The sequence below is a fragment of the Nonomuraea sp. B12E4 genome (assembly GCF_039871825.1).
Classification (GTDB): Bacteria; Actinomycetota; Actinomycetes; order Streptosporangiales; family Streptosporangiaceae; genus Nonomuraea.
Genome location: NZ_JBDPME010000002.1, coordinates 104,654 through 126,506 on the forward strand (window position 1 = coordinate 104,654; position 21,853 = coordinate 126,506).

The 21,853-nt window shown below is 69.7% G+C and carries 18 protein-coding genes; 14 read left to right on the top strand and 4 right to left on the bottom strand.

Annotated elements, in window-relative coordinates; all coding sequences use genetic code 11:
* The first annotated feature begins 1 nt into the window (after position 1).
* The 5 genes from frc (at position 2) to ABGB18_RS06340 (ending at position 6,387) form a co-directional block, all read left to right on the top strand.
* Entirely contained in the window at positions 2-1,234 is a 1,233-nt protein-coding gene (frc, locus tag ABGB18_RS06320; protein WP_347694882.1) for a formyl-CoA transferase, read from the top strand.
* Positions 1,235-3,349: an acetate--CoA ligase family protein gene (locus ABGB18_RS06325; RefSeq protein ID WP_347694403.1), complete on the top strand. Its 2,115-nt coding sequence runs from the start codon at positions 1,235-1,237 to the stop codon at positions 3,347-3,349. It abuts the gene before it with no gap.
* A gap of 163 nt (positions 3,350-3,512) precedes the next feature.
* Positions 3,513-4,919: an Nramp family divalent metal transporter gene (locus tag ABGB18_RS06330; protein ID WP_347694404.1), complete on the top strand. Its 1,407-nt coding sequence runs from the start codon at positions 3,513-3,515 to the stop codon at positions 4,917-4,919.
* Positions 4,919-5,410 (top strand): hypothetical protein, encoded by a 492-nt coding sequence (locus ABGB18_RS06335; protein WP_347694405.1) that lies wholly within the window; start codon positions 4,919-4,921, stop codon positions 5,408-5,410. Before ABGB18_RS06330 ends, ABGB18_RS06335 begins: the two co-directional genes overlap by 1 nt.
* Entirely contained in the window at positions 5,407-6,387 is a 981-nt protein-coding gene (locus ABGB18_RS06340; RefSeq protein WP_347694406.1) for a TerC family protein, read from the top strand. Before ABGB18_RS06335 ends, ABGB18_RS06340 begins: the two co-directional genes overlap by 4 nt.
* 102 nt (positions 6,388-6,489) lie before the next feature.
* On the opposite strand, the gene ABGB18_RS06345 is transcribed toward ABGB18_RS06340, so the two are convergent.
* The 3 genes from ABGB18_RS06345 to ABGB18_RS06355 form a co-directional block, all read right to left on the bottom strand.
* Positions 6,490-6,666 (bottom strand): hypothetical protein, encoded by a 177-nt coding sequence (locus ABGB18_RS06345; protein ID WP_347694407.1) that lies wholly within the window; start codon positions 6,664-6,666, stop codon positions 6,490-6,492.
* Positions 6,667-6,755: 89 nt separating this feature from the next.
* Positions 6,756-7,499 (bottom strand): GntR family transcriptional regulator, encoded by a 744-nt coding sequence (locus tag ABGB18_RS06350; RefSeq protein ID WP_347694408.1) that lies wholly within the window; start codon positions 7,497-7,499, stop codon positions 6,756-6,758.
* Positions 7,500-7,586: 87 nt separating this feature from the next.
* Positions 7,587-8,891 carry an MFS transporter gene (locus ABGB18_RS06355; protein WP_347694409.1) on the bottom strand — a complete coding sequence of 435 codons (1,305 nt, stop codon included), beginning with the start codon at positions 8,889-8,891 and terminating at the stop codon, positions 7,587-7,589.
* 91 nt (positions 8,892-8,982) lie between these two features.
* On the opposite strand from ABGB18_RS06355, the gene sucC reads away from it, so the two are divergent.
* Genes sucC through ABGB18_RS06385 form a run of 6 tightly spaced genes read left to right on the top strand, consistent with a single transcriptional unit; the run spans position 8,983 to position 15,918 of the window.
* Positions 8,983-10,113 (top strand): ADP-forming succinate--CoA ligase subunit beta, encoded by a 1,131-nt coding sequence (gene sucC / locus ABGB18_RS06360; protein WP_347694410.1) that lies wholly within the window; start codon positions 8,983-8,985, stop codon positions 10,111-10,113.
* Positions 10,113-11,009, top strand: a complete 897-nt coding sequence (sucD, locus tag ABGB18_RS06365) for a succinate--CoA ligase subunit alpha (protein WP_347694411.1) — start codon at positions 10,113-10,115, stop codon at positions 11,007-11,009. Before sucC ends, sucD begins: the two co-directional genes overlap by 1 nt.
* A gap of 22 nt (positions 11,010-11,031) precedes the next feature.
* Positions 11,032-11,802, top strand: a complete 771-nt coding sequence (locus ABGB18_RS06370; protein ID WP_347694412.1) for a TIM barrel protein — start codon at positions 11,032-11,034, stop codon at positions 11,800-11,802.
* Positions 11,799-12,659 (top strand): NAD(P)-dependent oxidoreductase, encoded by an 861-nt coding sequence (locus tag ABGB18_RS06375; protein WP_347694413.1) that lies wholly within the window; start codon positions 11,799-11,801, stop codon positions 12,657-12,659. The genes ABGB18_RS06370 and ABGB18_RS06375 overlap by 4 nt, the downstream gene beginning before the upstream one ends.
* Positions 12,656-14,377: a glyoxylate carboligase gene (gene gcl, locus ABGB18_RS06380; RefSeq protein ID WP_347694414.1), complete on the top strand. Its 1,722-nt coding sequence runs from the start codon at positions 12,656-12,658 to the stop codon at positions 14,375-14,377. The genes ABGB18_RS06375 and gcl overlap by 4 nt, the downstream gene beginning before the upstream one ends.
* An 11-nt stretch (positions 14,378-14,388) precedes the next feature.
* Positions 14,389-15,918, top strand: coding sequence for an aldehyde dehydrogenase family protein (locus ABGB18_RS06385; RefSeq protein WP_347694415.1), 1,530 nt, complete (start codon positions 14,389-14,391; stop codon positions 15,916-15,918).
* Between the two features lie 110 nt (positions 15,919-16,028).
* Here ABGB18_RS06385 and ABGB18_RS06390 read toward each other — a convergent pair whose 3' ends face one another.
* Positions 16,029-16,373 (bottom strand): DUF6703 family protein, encoded by a 345-nt coding sequence (locus ABGB18_RS06390; protein ID WP_347694416.1) that lies wholly within the window; start codon positions 16,371-16,373, stop codon positions 16,029-16,031.
* Positions 16,374-16,546: 173 nt separating this feature from the next.
* Between ABGB18_RS06390 and ABGB18_RS06395 the strand changes: the two genes are divergently transcribed.
* The 3 genes from ABGB18_RS06395 to ABGB18_RS06405 all read left to right on the top strand — a co-directional run bounded on the left by ABGB18_RS06395 (position 16,547) and on the right by ABGB18_RS06405 (position 21,748).
* A complete protein-coding gene (locus tag ABGB18_RS06395; protein WP_347694417.1) occupies positions 16,547-16,834 on the top strand; it encodes an antibiotic biosynthesis monooxygenase family protein in 288 nt (95 codons plus the stop codon).
* Positions 16,835-16,928: 94 nt separating this feature from the next.
* On the top strand, positions 16,929-18,314 hold the full coding sequence (locus ABGB18_RS06400; protein WP_347694418.1) for a glycine--tRNA ligase: 1,386 nt from the start codon (positions 16,929-16,931) through the stop codon (positions 18,312-18,314).
* 323 nt (positions 18,315-18,637) lie between these two features.
* Positions 18,638-21,748 (top strand): M14 family zinc carboxypeptidase, encoded by a 3,111-nt coding sequence (locus ABGB18_RS06405; protein WP_347694419.1) that lies wholly within the window; start codon positions 18,638-18,640, stop codon positions 21,746-21,748.
* Positions 21,749-21,853 lie beyond the last annotated feature (105 nt).

Consider the following 21,853-nt stretch of genomic DNA (forward strand, 5'->3'; position numbering starts at 1 on the left):
GATTGGCGACATGAAGGCTCTCGAAGGTGTCCGCGTCCTCGACATGACCCATGTCCAGTCAGGTCCGTCCGCCACCCAGCTCCTCGGCTGGCTCGGCGCCGACGTGATCAAGCTGGAGGCCCCGACCGGCGACATCACCCGGCAGCAGCTCCGCGACGTGCCCGACGTCGACAGCCTCTACTTCACGATGCTCAACTGCAACAAGCGCAGCATCACCCTCAACATGAAGAGCGACCGCGGCAAGGAGATCTTCACCGAGCTGGTGAAGAGCGCCGACATCATGGTGGAGAACTTCGGGCCGGGCGCCGTGGACCGCATGGGCTTCACCTGGGAACGCCTCCAGGAGCTCAACCCCCGCCTCATCTACGCCTCGATCAAGGGCTTCGGCGCCGGCAAGTACGCCAAGTTCAAGGCGTACGAGGTGATCGCCCAGGCCATGGGCGGCTCGATGAGCACCACGGGCTTCGAGGAGGGCCCGCCGCTGGCCACCGGGGCGCAGATCGGTGACTCGGGCACCGGCGTGCACGCGGTGGCCGGCATCCTGGCCGCCCTCTACCAGCGCGAGCAGTCCGGGCGCGGCCAGCGCGTACAGGTGGCCATGCAGCACGCCGTGCTGAACCTGTGCCGCGTCAAGCTGCGCGACCAGCAGCGGCTCGGGCACGGCCCGCTGCGCGAATACCCGAACAAGTCTTTCGGCGACGAAGTGCCGCGCTCCGGCAACGCCAGCGGCGGCGGCCAGCCGGGCTGGGCGGTGCGCTGCGCGCCCGGCGGCCCGAACGACTACATCTACGTGATCGTCCAGCCGGTGGGCTGGAAGCCGATCTCGTCCATCATCGGCCGCCCCGAGCTGGCCGATGACCCCGAGTGGTCGACGCCCGAGGCGCGGCTGTCCAAGCTGGACAAGATGTTCCAGCTCATCGAGGAATGGACGATCCGCCACGACAAGTGGACGGTGCTCGACCGGCTCAACGCCGAGAACATCCCCTGCGGGCCGATCCTGTCCACCAGGGAGCTGGTGGAGGACGAGAGCCTGCGCGAGGAGGGCATCGTCGTCGCGGTCGAGCACCCCGAACGCGGCGAGTTCGTCACCGTCGGCAGTCCGCTGCAGCTCTCGGACTCCCCGGTGGAGGTCCGCACGCCGCCCCTGCTCGGCGAGCACAACCAGGAGATCTACGGCGAGCTCGGCGTGAGCGCGGACGAGCTCGCCGACCTGAAGACGAACGGAGTCATCTAAGTGTCTGTCCGGGAAGTACTTGAGAAAGCGCTCGCCGAGGGGCGTACGGCGCTCACCGCGCCGGAGGGACGCGAGATCTGCGAGGAGTACGGCATCACCACCCCCGGTGAAGGCCTGGCCACCTCGGCCGATCAGGCGGTGGAGATCGCCGAGAGCATCGGTCTCCCGGTCGTCCTGAAGATCGTTTCCCCCGACATCCTGCACAAGACCGAGGCCGGCGGCGTGCTGGTCGGCCTGAAGACCGCCGAGGAGGTGCGGGAGGGCTACGACCAGATCCTGGCCAACGCCCGCGCCTACAACGCCGAGGCGAAGATCGACGGCGTCCAGGTGCAGCAGCTCGTCGGCGGCGGGACCGAGGTCATCATCGGTGCCGTCACCGACCCCACCTTCGGCAAGGTGGTCGCGTTCGGCCTGGGCGGCGTCCTGGTGGAGGTCCTGAAGGACGTGACCTTCAGGCTTGCCCCGCTTTCGGCTGACGAGGCCCTGGGGATGCTGGACGACATCAAAGCGGCGGAAGTGCTGCGTGGTGCCCGCGGGGCCGAGCCCGCCAACAGGGAGGCGCTCTCGGCGCTGATCGAGCGGGTCGGCAAGCTGGTCACCGACTTCCCCGAGATCACCGAGGTCGACCTCAATCCCGTCTTCGTGGACGCGAAGGGCGCGGTCGCCGCCGACGTGCGCATCCTCATCGGCGAGAAGCCGGCCGAGCCCACCAGGCTGCCGAGGGAGGAGATCCTGCGGCAGATGACGCGGATCTTCAAGCCGCGCTCGGTCGCCGTCATCGGCGCCTCCGCCGAGAAGGGCAAGATCGGCAACTCGGTCATGAGCAACCTCATCAACGGCGGCTACCAGGGGGAGATCTTCCCGATCAACCCCAAGGCCGACGAGATCATGGGGCGCGCGGCGTACAAGAGCATCGGTGACGTGCCCGGCGACGTGGACGTGGCCGTGTTCGCGATCCCGGCCAAGTTCGTGGCCTCGGCGCTGGAGGAGGTCGGGCAGAAGGGCGTGGCCGGGGCGGTCATGATCCCCTCTGGCTTCGCCGAGACCGGGAACGTCGAGGGCCAGAAGGAGATCGTCGAGATCGCCAAGCGGCACGGCGTGCGCATGCTCGGCCCGAACATCTACGGCTACTACTACACGCCGGAGAACCTCTGCGCGACGTTCTGCACCCCGTACGACGTCAAGGGCAGCGTGGCGCTGACCTCGCAGAGCGGCGGCATCGGCATGGCCATCCTGGGCTTCAGCCGCACCTCCAAGATGGGCGTCTCGGCCATCGTCGGCGTCGGCAACAAGGCCGACGTGGACGAGGACGACCTGCTGACCTTCTTCGAGCAGGATGACAACACCAAGGCCGTGGCCATGCACCTGGAGGACCTCAAGGACGGGCGCGGCTTCGTCGAGGCCGCCCGCCGGGTGGTCAAGGAGAAGCCGGTCATCGTGCTCAAGGCCGGGCGCACCGCCATGGGCGCGCGGGCGGCCGGATCCCACACCGGGGCGCTCGCCGGTGACGACAAGGTGTACGACGACATCCTCCGGCAGGCCGGGGTGGTGCGCGCGCCGGGCCTCAACGACATGCTGGAGTACGCCCGCGCGCTGCCGATCCTGCCCGCCCCCAAGGGCGAGAACGTCGTCATCATCACCGGCGCCGGCGGCTCGGGCGTGCTGCTGTCGGACGCCATCGTGGACGCCGGGCTGACCCTCATGGACATCCCGGACGACCTGGACGTGGCTTTCCGCGCCTACATCCCGCCGTTCGGGGCGGCGGGCAACCCCATCGACATCACCGGCGGCGAACCGCCCTCGACCTACGAGAACACGGTCCGCCTGGGGCTGGCGGACGAGCGGATCCACGCGCTCGTCCTCGGCTACTGGCACACGATCGTGACGCCGCCGATGGTGTTCGCCGAGTTGATCGCCCGTGTCGTGGCGGAGGAGCGGGCCAAGGGCAATGTCAAGCCGGTCGTGGCGTCGCTGGCGGGCGACACCGAGGTTGAGGAGGCCAGCGAGTACCTGTTCGAGCACGGCGTGGTCGCGTACCCGTACACGACGGAGAAGCCCGTCGCGGTCCTCGGTGCCAAGTACCGATGGGCGCGGGCAGCCGGGCTGCTGCGCTAAGAGCCGAGCGCGGTAGCCGAGGCGAGGGGGCTCATTCGGGGCGCATTAGAAAGGCAACAACCCCCCAGGAGGTCCGTAGGTGGACACATCGAACACACCACCGGCGACGGCCACGCCGCCGGTCGAGGACGACAGAGTATGGAAAGCGGGCCGGCTTGATCCGATGCCCATTAGGAAGCTCCCCGACGCGCCTCCCTCGGTGCACATCATCGGGCCGACGGTCTTCCTGGTCGCGCTGGGCGTGGGCATCGGCGAGTCGTACATGTGGCCCCGGTTGGTGCTGCTGTTCGGGCCGGAGATCAGGTGGCTGTTCCTGATCGGCGTCACCCTTCAGGCAGTGGTCATGCTGGAGATGGCGCGTTACGCCATGGCCACGGGGGAGAGCATCTTCTCCGGCGCGGCCAGGGTCTTCAAGCCGCTGATGTGGTTCTTCTTCATCGTGGCGATCGCCGTCTACATCTGGCCGGGTCACGTGTCCGCGGGAGCGGCGGCGTTCGAACAGATAACCGGCATCCCATGGGTGATAACAGCGATAGCCGGCCTGGTCCTGGTCGGCGTGGTCTTCAGCCTGGCCAAGGTGATCTACAACCTGCTGGAGAACGTGCTGTCGTTACTGATCGGCGCGCTCGTGCTCGGCACCGCCGTGATCGCGGCGATGGTGGGCTCCTGGGGTGACGTGGCCGACACGATCACCGGCATGTTCTCCATCGGCTACCTCCCGCAGGAGGCCATGTCCGCGGCGTGGTTCCCGGTGATCGTCGGAGCGTGCGCGTTCGCCGGTCCCTCGGGCATGCAGCAGATGTGGTACACGCTGCACCTGCGTGACTCCGGGGCCGGCATGGGCGCGCACATCCCGAAGGTGCGCGGGCTGCGGCACGCGGGCGAGGAAGAGGAGATGCCCGCCCGCGGGTTCATGTTCGACACCGACGACCCGGCCGAGATGGCCAAGTGGAAGGGCTGGCGGCGCTGGGTCACCTTCGACGCCCTGCTGCTGTTCTGGGGCGTCACCATGCTGGTCACGATCTCCTTCACGGTGATCGCCCAGTCGGCGGCGCGGCTGAACCCGGGCGTGCAGGAGGCCCTGCAGCGAGACGACCGCGAGGCCGCGCTCTCGGCCATGTCCGACGCCGTCTCCGCGGCGGGCAGCTCGGTGCTCGGGGTGGTGTTCCTCGGGTTCATCGCGCTGATCGGGTTGAACGCGACGCTGGGCCTGTTCGACTCGTTCTCCCGCGGGCAGGCCGACATGACCTACAACTTCGTTCGCGGGGCGAAGAAGATCGGTATGTCCCGCCTGTACGGCGTCTTCCTCTGGGCCGTGATCATCTTCGGCATCCTGATCCTGTTGTTCGGCCCGGCCGACGGACCGGACGAGATCCTGGACACGCTGGCGTTCCTGTCAACGTTCGCGATGGGCGCGTACTGCGTGACGCTGCTCCTGGTGAACAACCGGATGCTGCCGAAACCGATCAGGCCCAAGTGGTGGAGCAACGCGATCATCGGGTTTGGCGCGGTGTTCTACCTGGGGCTGCTGTTCTACTGCCTGTTCGCCTACGGTGTGGCGATCGGCTGATGATGATCGAACGGCAAAGCCTCGAACTCGCCCTGCCCGGGGCGTCGATCGGAGCCGCAGCCGGTGCCATGGCCGGTGGGCTTGTCCTCTTCGCGGGGCAGCCCATCGGCGTGGCCGCGCTGTCGGCGCTGGCACTCGCCATACCGCTCGCCGTCTTCGGCGGCCTGTACGGCGTGCTGCTCGACCAAGGCGTGTTCAGACCGGGCACCTTCGGACCCATCGGCCTGTTCTGGATGGTCGGGTTTCCCCTGTCCCGTTTGGTCCAGGAGAGCCTGTTCGGAGTCGGCCTCGCGGAGGGCGTGCTCCCGTTCCTGGGCTACCAGGCGATGGTCGGCCTGGGCTTCGCGATCGGCTTCGTCTGGATGCATGAGCGGCTCATGCCGCACTGGCTCGTACGCCGTGCTCCGGACAACCCGCGCGCGGAGGCCCTGCTCGGCCTCTACCTCCAGTACGCCGACGCGATGCGCGCGAGAAAGAGAGGGCGCCGGTGAACCTGCCTCTCTGGATCTGGCTGGCCACGATCGGCGGCTTCTGCCTGGTCCTCGCGCTGGACTTCTACCTGGTGGCCCGCAATCCGCGCGAGCCCTCCTTCAAGGAGTGCCTGGGCTGGGTGACGTTCTACGTGGGCCTATCCGTGGCCTTCGGCATCGGCTTGCTGCTGGTGTCGGGGCCGGCACACGGGACGGAGTTCTTCGCGGGCTGGATCACCGAGTATTCACTCAGCGTCGACAACCTCTTCGTCTTCCTGCTGATCATGAGCCGCTTCCAGGTACCACGGAAATACCGCCAGAAGGTGCTGCTCGTCGGCATCATCCTGGCCCTGGTCATGCGGGGCGCGTTCATCGCGGCGGGAGCCGAGGCGGTCCAAAGATTCGACTGGCTCTTCTACCTGTTCGGCGCCTTCCTCGTCTACACGGCGTGGAAGCTGATCGGGCACGAGGAGGAAGAGGCCGAGTTCTCCGAGAACATCGCGCTGCGCACGGTGCGCCGGGTGCTTCCTACGACGGACACCTACCAAGGCGCCCGGCTCACCGTGCGACACACGGGCCGCAGGATGGTAACCCCGATGTTGATCGTCATGGTCGCCATCGGGACTACCGACCTGCTGTTCGCGCTGGACTCGATCCCGGCCATCTTCGGGCTCACCAAGGAGCCCTACCTGGTCTTCACGGCCAACGCCTTCGCCCTCATGGGGCTGCGGCAGCTCTTCTTCCTCATCGGCGGCCTGCTCGACCGGCTCGTCTACCTGAGCAAGGGGCTGTCGGTGGTGCTGGCCTTCATCGGCGTGAAGCTCATCTTGGAGGCGCTTCACCACGACGGAGTGTCATGGGCGCCGGAGATCCCGATCCTGGTCTCTCTCGGCGTGATCATCGGGACTCTCGCCGTGACCACGGTGCTGAGCCTGATCAAGTCCGCCCGTGATGCGAAGAAGGCGGAGGTGGTGGAACCGGAACCCGTGGACCGCTGAAGAGTGCCGTGCGTGGGGGCGCGGGTCGAGCGCCCCTGCCGCGGCTCAGCGCTGTGCTGTCTCTGCGCCGCCTTCTTCTCCTGAACGGGTGCCTTCTGCGAGCTAGGGTTGCGGGCTCTTGCTCGCCTCGTGCTCGACGGACCACCGGTGGAGGTGACGCTCCGCCTCGTCCGTCGCGTACTGCTTCCTGAGCGCCATGCCGAGTCCGAGGCCGATCTTCCTGCCGTCCGCGGACTGACCCAGCGGATCACTGAGGAGAAAGCGCTTGAACGCCTTCATGGTCATGCACCTCCCATTTCGTTGGCTCCATCCTCTACCCAAGGATTTGCGGAGCATTACCTTCATGTAAACGTCGGATCAACCCATCATCATCCCGCTTGCGGCGTGCGCGGACGGCGCCGGCGCACCGGCTTGGGCGCGGGCTCGACGGGCTCGCTCTCCCGCTGCTCCATGTAGGAGGCGCGGGTGTGCTCGGTGTGCTCGCGCATGATCTTCGCGGCGCGCTGCTCGTCCCCGGCCTCGATGGCATCGATCAGCGCCGTGTGCTCGTCCCACGAGGCCATGCCGCGCTGACGGGCCACCGGCGTGTGATACCACCGCACCCGCCGGGCCACCTGGCTGGCCAGCTCGGCCAGCACGGCGTTACCCGACAGGGCGGTGACCAGGGCGTGCAGCTCCGAGTTGATCGCCACGGCGGAGTCGACGTCGTCGGACTGCACCGCCGCGATGCCGCGCGCGCACAGGGAACGCAGTTGCCGCACGCCGTCCTCACCCGCGTGGCCGGCGGCGAGCCTGGCGGACTCGGTCTCCAGCAGGGTGCGGACGGCGAGCAGTTGGTCGGCCTCCTCCAGCGTCGGGACGTGCACGAACGCGCCCTGACCTGGATGCAGGTCGACCCAGCCCTCGCCGCTGAGCTGCTGCAGCGCTTCGCGGACCGGCTGCCTGGAGACGCCGAGCAGCTCGGCCAGCTCGCTCTCGACGAGGTGCTGGCCGGGCTTGAGCTGCCCCGAGACGATGAGCTCTTGGATAGCCTCGATGACGCTCTCTCTGAGCGTCGCGGGACGGGGGATCTTGGTGGCCGCCGTCTGACCGGCCTGATCCGACAGCAACATGTTCGTGTCTCCAGGGCTGCGTTTAAAAGTTTTTCGTCGACTGCCTACAGCATACCGTCCAGGGGTTGTGCCTGGCGGTGAGTCTCATCACAAGGGGAGGGTCACGGGCAGGCCGGGCACGCGCAGGCGGGGCGTGGCGAGCGCCGGGAGGGCCGCGAGCGCGGCGGCGGCGACGAGAGCGGTCACGGGAGCGCTCAGCGCGACCAGCGCCAGTACGGCGGCCACGACACCGGCCAGTGCCTTGGCGCTGTAGACGACCGCGTGGATCTCGCCCGCGCGCTCCGCGCCGAAGAACTCCCGCACCAGGCTGGCGAGCAGCGGGTAGAAGGCGCCGCCGCCCAGCCCCGTGAAGAGGGCCCCGAGCCACACCAGCAGCCCGCCCGCCCCGAGCCACACCAGCGGCTCTCCGGGTACGGCGCCCGCCTCCGCGAGCGGGGTCGTGGCTGGGGCGTTCTGCGCGGCGGCCGCGAGCAGGAGCTGGCCGATCGCGAGCGAGGCCAGCACGGCGGCCAGCACCCGGCGGCGGCCGAACGCCTCCGACGCGCGCATGGCGACCGACCGGCTGGCCCCGTTCAGCGCCACCAGCAGGGCCAGCGCGCCCCACGAGCCGGTGCCCGCCACCACGATCACGTCGAAGACCGACACCGCGCCCGCGCAGGTCAGGATCAGCGCCAGCGCCGGCAGCGTACGCGTGCGCAGGGCCTGGCCCAGCAGGAACTCCTTGGCCGCGTCCGGGGTCGTGCGCAGCCTGGCGGCGTCCAGCGCGTGCGAGCGCGGGTCCAGGTCGCCGGGCCACCACTGGGCCGGCGGCAGCCGCAGGTAGCGGGCGGCGGCCCCGATGACCGCCACCGCCAGCACGGCGGCGACCAGGAAGGCGGTGCCGGTGGCCGCCGGGGCGATCCCGGCCCAGAGCAGCAGGGGCACCGCGCCGTAGCCGAAGGCACCGGTGATCAGGCCGACCCGGGCCGCGGGCCGGTCCGGGTACCAGGAGGAGACGACCTCGCCGCACACCCCGTAGACGAGGCCGGCGCCCAGGCCGCCGAGCAGCGCGTAGCCGACGAGGGCGACCGACGGTGCCGGGCCGGTGAAGGTCGCGGTGGCCAGGCCCAGGCCGCTCAGCGCGGCCCCGGCGGCCAGGCAGGCGCGGACGCCGAGGCGGCCCCGGCGTACGAGATGGAGGGCGGGCAGCGCGCCCGCGGCCTGGCAGGCGATCCAGACGGCCAGCAGGGTCGGGCCGCCGGGCTCGGTGGTCAGCAGGGCGGCGTAGCCGTACTGGAGGGGGCTGATCGCGGCCATGGCCGCCAGGGCCAGCCAGAACATGCGGGAACGGTCGGCGGGGACGGGTCCCGGCAGGTAACAACGTCCCCGCCAGTCCCTGATTGCATTCTCCATACCGTATGGAATATCCAGAAGACAGGGCCCTGTCGAGACCCTAGACGACGAATATTCCATACGGTATACCGTCTACAAAGAGGAGGCTCGAATGGACCTGTACGAATACCAGGCGAAGGAGCTCTTCGGGCGTCACGGCATCCCGGTCCCCGCCGGCCGGGTGGCGGCCACCCCCGCCGAGGCCCGCGCGATCGCGGCCGACCTGAACGCGCCCGTTGTCATCAAGGCCCAGGTGAAGACCGGTGGACGCGGCAAAGCCGGCGGCATCAGGACCGCCGCGGGGCCGGTGACCGCCGAGCAGGAGGCCGAGCGGGTCATCGGAATGGACATCAAGGGGCACGTCGCCGACACCGTGCTGGTGGAGGCGGCGACCGTGCCGTTCGAGGAGTATTACGCGGCTTTCCTGGTGGACCGGGCTGAGGGCGGGTTCCTGGCGATGGTGTCCGGCCAGGGCGGCATGGAGATCGAGGAGCTCGCGGCCAACAACCCCGACGCTCTGGTGAGATTGCCGATCGACCCGGTGGCGGGCGTCGACCCGGACACCGCCCGGGTGCTCGCCGCCAAGGCGGGGCTGCCCGAGCAGGCGGCCGAGGTGCTGGAGAAGCTGTGGCGGGTGCTGGTCGCCGAAGACGCGGTGCTGGTCGAGGTGAACCCGCTGATCTGCACCACCGACCAGCGCATCGTGGCGCTCGACGGCAAGGTCACCCTGGACGACAACTCGGCGTTCCGGCACTCCTGGGACTATGCGGAGGAGTCCGACAGCCTGGAGGCCCGCGCCAAGGCCAAGGGCCTGAACTACGTCAAGCTGGACGGCACGGTCGGCGTGATCGGCAACGGCGCCGGGCTGGTGATGAGCACTCTTGACGTGGTGGCCGGGGCGGGCGCCGCCCCCGCCAACTTCCTGGACATCGGCGGTGGCGCCTCCGCCCAGGTCATGGCCGACGGGCTGGAGATCATCCTGGCCGACCCCGACGTGCGTTCGGTGCTGGTCAACGTCTTCGGCGGCATCACGGCCTGCGACGCCGTGGCCAACGGCATCGTCACCGCGCTCGGGCTGCTCGGCGAGCGCGGCCACGGCACGCCCATCGTCGTACGGCTGGACGGCAACAACGCCGAGGTGGGCCGGCGCATCCTCAGCGACGCCCGCCATCCGGCGGTCCGGCAGGTCTCCACCATGGACGGCGCCGCCGATATGGCGGCCAGACTCGCGGTAGGTGCTTGATGGCGATCTTTCTGACCAAGGACAGCCGGGTGCTCGTACAGGGCATGACGGGCTCGGAGGGCAGCAGGCACACGGCGCGCATGCTCGCCGCGGGCACCGACATCGTGGCCGGGGTGACCCCGGGCAAGGGCGGGCGGTCCGTGGACTTCGGCGACCGCACGGTGCCCGTGTTCGGGTCCGTGGCCGAGGCGGTGTCGGAGACCGGGGCCGACGTGTCGGTGATCTTCGTGCCGCCGCGGTTCACCGGCGGGGCGGTGGAGGAGGCCGTCGCGGCCGAGGTGCCGCTGTGCGTGGTCATCACCGAGGGCGTGCCGGTGCACGACGCGGTGCGCTTCCGCGCCCTGGCCGCCGGCCGGACCCGGATCATCGGTCCGAACTGCCCCGGCCTGATCAGCCCCGGCCAGTCCTCCGCCGGGATCATCCCCGCCGACATCACCTCCGCCGGGCGCATCGGGCTGGTCTCGAAGTCGGGCACGCTGACCTACCAGCTCATGTACGAGCTGCGCGACATCGGCTTCTCCACCGCCGTCGGCATCGGCGGCGACCCGGTCGTCGGGACCACCCACATCGACTGCCTCAAGGCGTTCCAGGAGGACCCGGCGACGGAGGCCATCGTCATGATCGGCGAGATCGGGGGCGACGCCGAGGAGCGCGCCGCCGCCTACATCGCCGAGCACGTCACCAAGCCCGTGGTGGCGTACGTGGCCGGGTTCACCGCGCCCGAGGGCAAGACCATGGGGCACGCGGGCGCGATCGTGTCCGGCTCGTCCGGCACCGCGCAGGCCAAGAAGGAGGCCCTGGAGGCGGTCGCCGTCCGCGTCGGCCGCACCCCGTCGGAGACGGCCCGCCTCATGCGCTCGGCCCTCACCCGCGAGGGCGCGGCGTATGGCGACTGAGCCCGCCTCACGGAGTGAGGCCATGAGAGCCAGATTCGATGTCAATCTGTCCATTCTGTTCACCGACCTGCCACTCCTGGAGCGACCGGCCGCGGCGGCCAAGGCCGGGTTCGACGCGGTCGAGCTGTGGTGGCCGTTCGGCGGGCCGGAGCCGGCGAGCGCGCGGCTCGGGGAGCTGCGGCAGGCGATCGAGGACGCCGGGGTGCGCCTGGTCGGCCTGAACTTCGACGCCGGCGACATGGCCGCGGGCGAGCGCGGCCTGGTGGCCAGGCGCGACGGCTCCACCCGGTTCCGGGCCAACATCGACGTGGCCGTGGAGCTGGCGGGCGGGCTGGGCTGCCGGGTGCTGAACGCCCTGTACGGCAACGGGCCGGACACCGACCGCGGGCTGGCCGTGGCCAACCTGCGGCGGGCGGCGGACGCGGCGGCCGGCATCGGCGCGACCGTGGTCGTCGAGGCCCTCAACTCCCACGAGAACCCGAAATATCCGATCACGTCGTCTCAAGCGGCGTTCGACCTGATCGACGAGGTCGACAGGGAGAACGTGGCCTTCCTGGCCGACCTGTACCACCTGCACCGGATGGGGGAGGACGTCCTGAACCTCATCGACCGGCACGCGGCCCGGTTCGGCCACGTGCAGATCGCCGACGATCCCGGCCGCGGGGCACCGGGCAGCGGGCGGATGCCGTACGAGGAGATCTTCACCCGGCTGGCCGCGGCGGGTTACGGCGGCCACGTCGGCCTGGAGTACCGGCACGAGGGGCCGGGCGCGTTCGACTGGAGGCGATCATGAACATCGGGTTCGTCGGCTTGGGGATCATGGGCAGCCCGATGGCGGCCAACCTTCTCAAGGCAGGACACGCGGTGACCGGCTACGACGTGAGCGCCGAGCGGGTCGAGCAGCTCGTCGGCCTGGGCGGCAAGGGCGCGTCGAGCGTGGTCGACGCGGTGGGCGGCGCCGAGGTGGTCATCTCCATGCTGCCCGACTCGCCGCAGGTCGAGGAGGTCGCGCCGCTGGTCGTCGAGTACGGCAAGCCGAACCTGCTCTACATCGACATGAGCACCATCAAACCGGAGACCTCCCGCTGGGTCGCCAGGCAGGCGGCGGCCGTCGGCGTACGGGCGCTGGACGCCCCCGTCAGCGGCGGCGAGCGCGGCGCGATCGACGGCACGCTCTCGATCATGGTGGGCGGCGAGCAGGAGCACTTCGAGGCGGCCAGGGCGGTGCTGGGCACGCTCGGCACGACCGTCGTCCACGTCGGCCCGGCCGGCGCCGGCCAGACCGTGAAGGCGGCCAACCAGCTCGTCGTCGGCGGCATCTACGGGCTGGTGGCGGAGGCCATCGTGCTGCTGGAGGCCTCCGGCGTGGACCCGGCCCCCGGGCTCGACGTGCTCGCGGGCGGCCTGGCGGGCTCCCGGATCCTCGACCTCAAGCGGCACACCATGGTCAGACGGGAGTTCGTCCCCGGATTCCGGATCGACCTGCACCACAAGGACATGGGCATCGCCGTCGCGGCCGCCCGCGAGGCCGGCGTCAGCCTGCCGCTGACCGGCCAGGTCGCCCAGCTCGTGGCCGCCGCCAGGGCCCAGGGCCACGGCTCGCTCGACCACTCCGCCCTGCTCAAGGTCGTCGAAAGGCTCAACGGATGAAGCGAATTCCCTGCATGGAGGCCGTGGTCTCGGTGCTGGAGTCGGAGGGGGTGGACACCGTCTTCGGCATCCCCGGCGCGGCGATCCTGCCGCTCTACGCCGCGCTCCAGCACAGCTCGATCAAGCACATCACGGTACGCCACGAAGAGGGCGGCACCCACGCCGCCGACGGCTGGGCCCGCGTGACGGGCAACGTCGGCGTCTGCATCGGCACCTCCGGCCCGGCCGGCACGAACATGATCACCGGCCTCTACACCGCGCTGGCCGACTCGATCCCGATGATCTGCATCACCGGCCAGGCCGCCACCAGCAAGCTGCACCAGGAGGCGTTCCAGGCGGTCGACATCGTGGAGATCGCCCGGCCGGTGACCAAGTGGGCGGTGCAGCTCAAGGAGCCCGCCCAGGCGCCCTGGGTGTTCCGGGAGGCGTTCCGGATCGCCCGCTCGGGACGGCCGGGGCCGGTGCTCATCGACCTGCCGATCGACGTCCAGCGCGGCTCGTGCCTGTACGACCGGGACGTGGACGCGCCGCTGCCCGTGGACGTGCCGCAGCCGCTGCCCGCGGCCGTGCACAAGGCCGTGGACCTGCTGGCCGCGGCCAGGCGGCCGATCATCCTGGCCGGCGGCGGCGTGATCATCGCCGAGGCCGCCGACGAACTGCGCGCGCTGGCCGAGCACCTCCAGGTGCCGGTGCAGGTGACGCTCATGGGCAAGGGCGCCTTCCCCGAGGACCACCCGCTGTTCGCCGGGATGGCCGGCACGCAGACCCAGACGCGCTGGGGCAACGCCGCGTTCCTGGAGAGCGACCTGGTGCTCGCCGTGGGCGCCCGGTTCGGCGACCGGCACACCGGCGACCTCGACGTCTACCGCAGGGGCCGCAAATTCGTCCACGTGGACATCGAGCCCATGCAGATCGGCCGGGTCTTCGAACCCGACCTCGGGATCGTCGGCCACGCCAAGCCGGTGCTGGCCGACCTGCTCACCGAGGCGCGCCGGCGCGGCGGGCCGCAGGAGCCGGGCAAGTGGGTGCGCAAGGTCGGCGACCTGCGGCGCACGATGGCGCGCCGGGACGACTTCGACGACGTGCCGATCAAGCCGCCCCGGGTGTTCAAGGAGATCAACGAGTATTTCGGCAGGGACACGACGTTCGTCACCGCGATCGGGCTCTACCAGATCTGGTCGGGGCAGTTCCAGACGACGTACCTGCCGCGCCGCTACCTGGTCTGCGGGCAGGCCGGGCCGCTGGGCTGGGAGGTGCCCGCGGCCATGGGCGTCAAGGTCGCGCACCCCGAACGCCAGGTCGTGGCCGTGGTCGGCGACTACTCCTTCCAGTTCCTCATGGAGGAGGTCGCGGTCGCGGCCCAGTACCGGATCCCGTTCGTCATCGTCATGATCAACAACGAGTATCTGGGTCTCATCCGGCAGGCCGAGCTCCCGTACGACATGAACTTCGCCGTGGACCTGCACTACGGGGAGGGCGGCATCGACCACGTCAAGGCCATGGAGGCGTTCGGCTGCCCGGCCCGCAGGGTCGAGCAGCCCGGCGACATCGCCGGCGCGCTGGCCTGGGCCTCGGCCGAGTCCGCGCGGGAGCGGCTGCCGGTGCTCGTGGAGGTGATGGTCGAACGCGAGGCCAACGCCGCCATGGGCCCGTCGCTTGAGGCGATCAAGGAGTTCGAGCCGCTGCCCGAGCTCATCACAGCCGACTGGTCCGACTGAGAGGAGCACTCATGCAGCTCAAGCCGGGTACGGCCTGGCGGGACGCCTACAACGGATGTTGCACGGCGGCGCCCGAAGCCTTCCACGACGACCGGGTGCTGAACCACTGGGGCGGCATCTGGCACCGCGACGGGCGTCCCGTGCCTGGCTTCTCGCCCCTGGACGGCACCGCCATCGCGGGCCTGCCCAGGCTCGACAGGGCGGGCGCCGGGCGGGCGGTGGCGGGAGCCGTCGAGGAGCACCGGCGGTGGCGCTACCTGCCGCTCGCCGACCGTAAGGCGATGGTCGCGGCGGCCGTGGAGTCCATGGCCGAGCACCGCGACCTGCTGGCCCTGCTACTGGTGTGGGAGATCGGCAAGCCGTGGAAGACGGCCTGCGCCGACGTGGACCGCTGCCTGGACGGGGTCCGCTGGTACCTGACCGAGATCGACCGCATGATGACCGGGCGCATGCCGCTGCCCGGCCCGGTCAGCAACATCGCGAGCTGGAACTATCCGATGAGCGTGCTCATGCACGCCATGCTCGTGCAGGCACTGGCCGGGAACGCCGTGATCGCCAAGACGCCCACGGACGGCGGGCTGTGCTGCCTGACCCTGGCCACCGCCCTCGCCGTGCGGGAGGGGCTGCCGTTCACGCTGGTCAGCGGGGGCGGGGCGGACCTGTCGCCGGTGCTGGTGTCGGGCAAGTCCCTGGGCTGCGTGTCGTTCGTGGGCGGCCGGGACGCGGGGGGCCAGGTGGCGACCTCGCTGGCCGACCTCGGGCGACGGCACGTGCTGGAGCAGGAGGGGCTCAACTGCTGGGGTGTGTGGGAGTACGGCGACTGGGACCTGCTCACGAGGCAGATCCGCGCCTCCTTCGACTACGGCAAGCAGCGCTGCACCGCCTACCCGCGGTTCGTGGTGCAGCGGTCGCTGTTCCACGAGTTCCTGGGCGCCTATCTGGAGGCGGTCGGCTCGTTGCGCTTCGGGCACCCGCTGGCGGTCGAGGACCCGGAGGATCCGCTGCCGCAGCTCGACTTCGGGCCGCTGATCAACGCCTCGAAGGCCAAGGAACTGGCCGACCAGGTGGACGAGGCGATCGGGCGGGGCGGCGTGCCGGTGCACCGGGAGTCGCTTGCTGACGGACATTTCCTGCCGGGGCAGGATATGTCGGCTTACTTCGCTCCGACGGCCCTGCTCAACCCGCCCCGGTCCTCACCCCTCTTCCACGCCGAGCCGTTCGGCCCGGTGGACACGTTCGTCCTGGTGGACACGGAGGCCGAGCTGCTGGCCGCGATGAACGCCAGCAACGGCGCCCTGGTCGCCACCCTGTCCTGCGGCGCGGAGGAGACCTTCCAGCGGCTGGCCCCCGAGGTGCGGGCGTTCAAGGTGGGCCACAACAAGCCGCGCTCGCGCGGCGACCGCGAGGAGCTGTTCGGCGGGCTCGGCGCGTCCTGGCGCGGCGCCTTCGTCGGCGGCGAGCTCCTGGTGCGGGCCGCCACCTCGGGACCCGAGGCCGAACGCCTGCCGGGCAACTTCCCGCACTACACGCTGCTGCCGTAACAGCCTCACCCGGGCACGGGGCTCACGGGGCCCACCAGACGCGCGCCTCACCCGGGCTGCCGCACCGGGCCCACCAGATCGGGGAACGGCTCACCAGGCCCCGAAACGGCTCACCAGATCCCGAAGCGGGTCGCCATCAGCAGCACCAGAAAGATCAGCACGGCGATCCGCAACACCTTCCCGCTGATCCCCAGCGACGGCCACGACAGGAATGCCAGCCACCCCACGAACGCGAGCACCAGCAGCGCGGCCACCCCACCCAGCCAGTTGGCCACGGCGAACCCGGCCAGCAGCAGGATCACCAGCACGACAGGTGCCACCCACCGGGGCACCTGCGTGAACAGGAACGTCATCGGGACCGCGCTGCGCCGCTCGACCGCCTTGCGCAGGCCGGTCGCGCCCGGCGTGAAGAACCGCTCCCCCTGGGGAAGCGGACGCTTGTTGTCAGGGGCCACAGACAGAGCCTACGGGAGTTTGCCGTGACACCCGGGCACGACGGGCGAGCGGAAGCGGGTGATCGGGCGACTGGAGCCCCATCCGGGTGATCGGGCGGCTGGAGTCCCATCGCGGGCAGGCATACCTGCCCTGTCCGCCCGTGACGACACTGCGGCCCCTTTAGGCTGGTCACGTGCTCGCCGTCATCCGATACACCGTCCCAGAGTCCCAGTCCCAAGATTTCGTCAAGCAGGGCCACGCCATCCTCGACACGCTCGCCGCCCAGCCGGGCTACCGCCGCGGCAGGCTGGCCCGTTCGGTCGATGAGCCCAATCTGTGGGCACTGGTCAGCGAATGGGAGGGCGCCGGTTTCTACCGAAGGGCGCTCTCCGCCGCCCGAATGGTGATGTATCCACTGATGATCCTCATGGTCAACGAACCCAGCGCGTTCGAGGACGTCTACACGCAGGACGGGACGTAGGAATACTGGCGCGCGAGAGCCGCCGCGCGTCCCCTAAGCTGGGAGCTCACCAATCACACTCGCCGACCTCCAGCCGGAAAGAGAATCAACCAAAATGGCACGACGCAACGACGTCATGGACACCATTGTCAGCCTCGCCAAACGCCGCGGGCTGGTTTATCCGTCGAGCGAGATCTACGGCGGACTGCGCGCGTCGTGGGACTACGGTCCACTGGGTGTCGAGCTGAAGAACAATGTCAAGCGGCAGTGGTGGCTGTCGATGGTCCAGTCGCGCGATGACGTGGTGGGCCTCGACTCCTCCGTGATCCTGGCGCCCGAGGTGTGGCGGGCCAGCGGCCACGTCGACACCTTCACCGACCCGCTGACCGAATGCCTGTCCTGCCACAAGCGCTTCCGGGCCGACCATCTCATCGAGGCCTACGAGGAGAAAAACGGCAAGGAGCCCGAGGGCGGCCTGGCCGACATCACCTGCCCCAACTGCGGCAACAAGGGCACCTTCACCGAGCCCAGGCAGTTCAGCGGCCTGCTCAAGACGTTCCTCGGCCCGGTCGAGGACGAGTCGGGCCTGGCCTACCTGCGGCCCGAGACCGCGCAGGGCATCTTCATCAACTACCTCAACGTGCAGCAGTCGGCCCGCAGGAAGATCCCGTTCGGCATCGGCCAGATCGGCAAGTCGTTCCGCAACGAGATCACCCCGGGTAACTTCATCTTCCGCACCCGCGAGTTCGAGCAGATGGAGATGGAGTTCTTCGTCAAGCCGGGCACGGACGAGGAGTGGCACCAATACTGGATCGACGAGCGTTTCCGCTGGTACTCCGATCTCGGTATCAACAAGGACAACCTGCGCCTCTACGAGCACCCGAAGGACAAGCTGTCCCACTACGCCAAGCGCACGGTCGACGTCGAATACCGCTTCAACTTCACCGGCTCGGAGTGGGGTGAGCTGGAGGGCATCGCCAACCGCACCGACTTCGACCTCACCGCCCACTCCAAGGCCTCGGGCGTCGACCTGAGCTTCTTCGAGCAGGACACCGGGGAGCGTTACGTCCCCTACGTCATCGAGCCGGCGGCGGGTGTCGACCGGGCCACGCTGACGTTCCTGCTGGACGCCTACAGCGAGGACGAGGCGCCCAACGCCAAGGGCGTCATGGAGAAGCGCACGGTCATGCGGCTCGACCACCGGCTCGCGCCGGTCAAGGCCGCGGTGCTGCCGCTGTCGCGCAACGCCGACCTGTCGCCGAAGGCCCGCGACCTGGCCGCGCAGTTGCGGCGCAGGTGGAATGTGGAGTTCGACGACGCGGGCGCGATCGGCCGCCGCTACCGCCGCCAGGACGAGATCGGCACGCCGTTCTGCATCACGGTCGACTTCGACACGCTCGAGGACCAGGCCGTGACGATCCGGGAGCGCGACTCGATGGCCCAGGAGCGCATCTCGATCGAGGGCGTCGACGCCTATCTGCGGCAGCATCTGAACGACTAGTTCGTCCGGGCCGCTCGCCGTCGGTTCGCGGGCGGCCCGTTCAAACCATGGTCTCTTACGGCGAGGCCAAGTGCGCTCCAGCCGCCGTAAGGTCGTGGTCTTTTACGGCTGAGCCAAGTGGGCTCCAACCGCCGCACTCCGCTGAGGGCCTTCCAGGGAGACGCTCCTCCGCTTCACCGCCGCGCCGCCGTTACGCGCGCAAGCTTCACGAGGTTGGGCGGACTTTGGCCGGATGTGGCCGTCCTGATTGACAATTCCCGCGCGCACACCGACATTGCGGGCATCCCTAGCGGCAAATCGGGGGCTGATTTTTCGGAGGCGCGATGAAGCGCGCGTTAATCATGTTCGCCGGCACACTCCTGTTACTAAGTTCGTTCACGATCCCGCCCGCCTCGGCGGTGCCGAAGCCCGCCGCGGGCCCTGACGGGGTTTTCGTCTACACGGGCGAGCTCACCGCGGACCAACTCGCCCAGCTCGTCGCGGCAGGGGTGGACCGCGAGGAGATGCGGATCGTCAAGCGCACCGACGGCAAGGTCACCATCGAGGTGATCCTCGCCTCCGCGCTGGCCGACTCGCTCACCCAGCAGGGCCTCGCCCTGCGGGCCCAGACCGTCGCCGCCGCCAGGTCGGCGCAGAAGGCCGACGGGGTGTTCAAGCGTTACGCGGGCGCCGGAGGCATCCGCGAGGAGATCATCGCCGCGGCGAACGCCGAACCCGGCATCGCCAAGGTCGTCGAGCTGGGCAACACCCTCAACGGCACGCCGCTCACCGCGATCAAGGTGACCAAGGACGCCCGTAAGCTGGGCGACGGCAAGCGCCCCGCCATGCTCTACCTGGCCGCGCAGCACGCCCGCGAGTGGATCACGCCCGAGATGGTACGGCGCCTGCTGCACCACTATCTCGACGGCTACGGGACCAACGCCGAGCTGACCCAGATCGTGAACACCACCGAGCTGTGGTTCGTCCCGGTGGCCAACCCCGACGGCTACGACCACACCTTCACCCCCGACAACCGGCTGTGGCGCAAGAACCTGCGCGACAACGACGGTGACGGGCAGCTCACCAGCAACGACGGCGTCGACCTCAACCGCAACCTCGCCTACAAGTGGGGTTACGACGAGGAGGGCTCGTCGAGCCTGTTCTCCAGCCAGACCTACCGTGGCAGGTCGCCGCAGTCCGAGCCGGAGACCGTGGCGATCGACAACCTCGCCAAGCGGGTGCGGTTCACGTACCTGCTGAACTACCACTCCGCCGCCATGCTGCTGCTGTACGGCATCGGCTGGCAGCAGGCCACCCCGTCGCCCGACGACCTGATCTTCGAGGCCATGCTGGGCGACGACGCGACGCCCGCCGTACCGACCTATGACCCGGACATCGGTGCCGAGCTCTACACCACCAACGGCGAGACCGACGGGCACATGACCAACCGGCGCGGCGTCATGTCCATCACGCCCGAGATGTCCACTTGCGAAGCGGCGGTCGAGAAGGATCCGAACGACGAGTGGACGCTCGAGGACTGCGCGGGTGGCCAGGGGTTCACGTTCCCCGACGACGAGGAGCTGATCCAGGGCGAGTTCGCGATGAACGTCCCGCTGGCGGTGGCCGCCGCCAAGAGCGTGCACTCGCCGGACAAGCCGGTCTCCGTGCTCGGGCGGACGGTGCCCGACTTCGCGCCGGACTCCTTCCGGGTGTCGTACGGCGACCCGCAGCCGGTGGCCGTCACCGCGCGACGGTCGCTGCAGTCCAAGGTGATGCGCTTCCGCATCAACGGCGGCCCGACGCAGACGCGGTCGCTGTCGGAGTGGAAGGGTGGCGAGCGCTACGGCGACGAGAACGACCTGTACTTCGCCGAGTACCGCGCCACCGTCAGCGGCGCGAAACCCGGAGACCGGGTCCAGGTCTGGTTCCAGGGCGTCAAGAAGGGCGCCGGCGTCGTCTCCAGCGCGCCCTTCACCTACACCCTGGCCAGGGACTCCAAGGCCAAGGTCCTGGTGGTGGCGAACGAGGACTACACCGGCTTCAACCCCGACTACCCACCCTCGGTGGCGGCGCCCAAGTACGCCGCCAAGTACCGGCAGGCCCTGCAGACCGCCGGCTACGCCTCCGAGACGTGGGACGTGGACGCCCAGGGCGTGCCGCACCACCTCGGCGTGCTGTCGCACTTCCAGGGCGTGGTCTGGGAGCTGGGCGACAACCGGCTGTCCATGGACCAGCAGGACCTGGTCACCGTGACCCCGCTCGGCAACCTGCCCGACGCGGACGTCAAGCGGTCGCAGCAGGACCTGACCATCGCCATCCGCGACTTCCTCAATGAAGGAGGCAAGCTTCTCTACACCGGCGAGACCGCCGCGTACTACGGCATTCTCGACACGATCGTCGGCGGCATCTACTACGGCATCGACGGCAACCCCGACGGCGACTGCGTGGTCACCACCATCCAGGGCCTGTTCGACGAGTGCCTGCTGCTGGCCGACGACTTCACCCAGTACTACATGGGCGTCGGCGGCCGCATCGCGCGCGAGAACCCGACCGGCTTCACCGGCACCGGCCGGCTGGCCGGGGTGGGCGGCACGTTCGGCGGACCGGCGGCGGCCGGCAACCCGCTGGACGAGGCGGGCGCGCTGCTGCCCATGGGCTCGGACTTGCCGCTGTTCACCGGCACCCCCGCCGCCGACTACCAGCTCGGCCCGGGCGGCCCGTTCGACCCGGTCGAGGGCCAGTGGTACATCGCGGGCGCGCACGCCGACGACTCCTACATGCGGCTGACCAGGAGCGTCGATCTGAGCTCCGTGACGGCGGCGCAGCAGCCGAGGCTGGCGTTCCAGCTCTCCTTCGACACCGAGCCCGGTTACGACAACGTCATCGTCGAGGCGCACACGGCCGGCCAGGACGACTGGACCACGCTGCCCGACCTGAACGGCGGCACCGACACCGGGGTGCCGGCGGAGTGCGAGGTCGGCTTCTACCTCGACGAACACCCGTTCCTGGAGCACTACCTGACGCCGGGCAACCCGTGCCAGCCGACCGGGACCACCGGGTCCTGGAACCGGTTCACCGGGAGCTCGGACGGGTGGCGGCAGGCGGCCTTCGACCTGTCCGCGTACGCGGGCCGGCAGGTCGAGCTGTCGATCAGCTACGTGACCGACCCGAGCACCGGCGGCGTCGGCGCGTTCGTCGACGACACCAGGATCACCACCTCGGCCGGCACCCTGGAGGCCGAGGGCTTCGAGACCGGCCTCGGCCCGTGGGCGATCCCCGGATCGCCTCCGGGCAGCCCGACGGGCGCCGGTGACTACGCCCGCGCGCAGGCCGACAAGACGGCGGCCGTGACCACCAGCGACACGGTGCTGGTGGGCTTCGGGCTGGAGCAACTGGCCGGCGACAACGAGAGGAACGCGACGGTCAGGAAGATCATGAAGTATCTGATCGGCTGACCTCACCACTCCGGACGGCCACCCTCCGCCGGGGGTGGCCGTACCGGGTCCGTACGAGCGGCAGCACCCGGCCCGCGTCAGGCCAGGTGGCGGCCGACGCTGGAT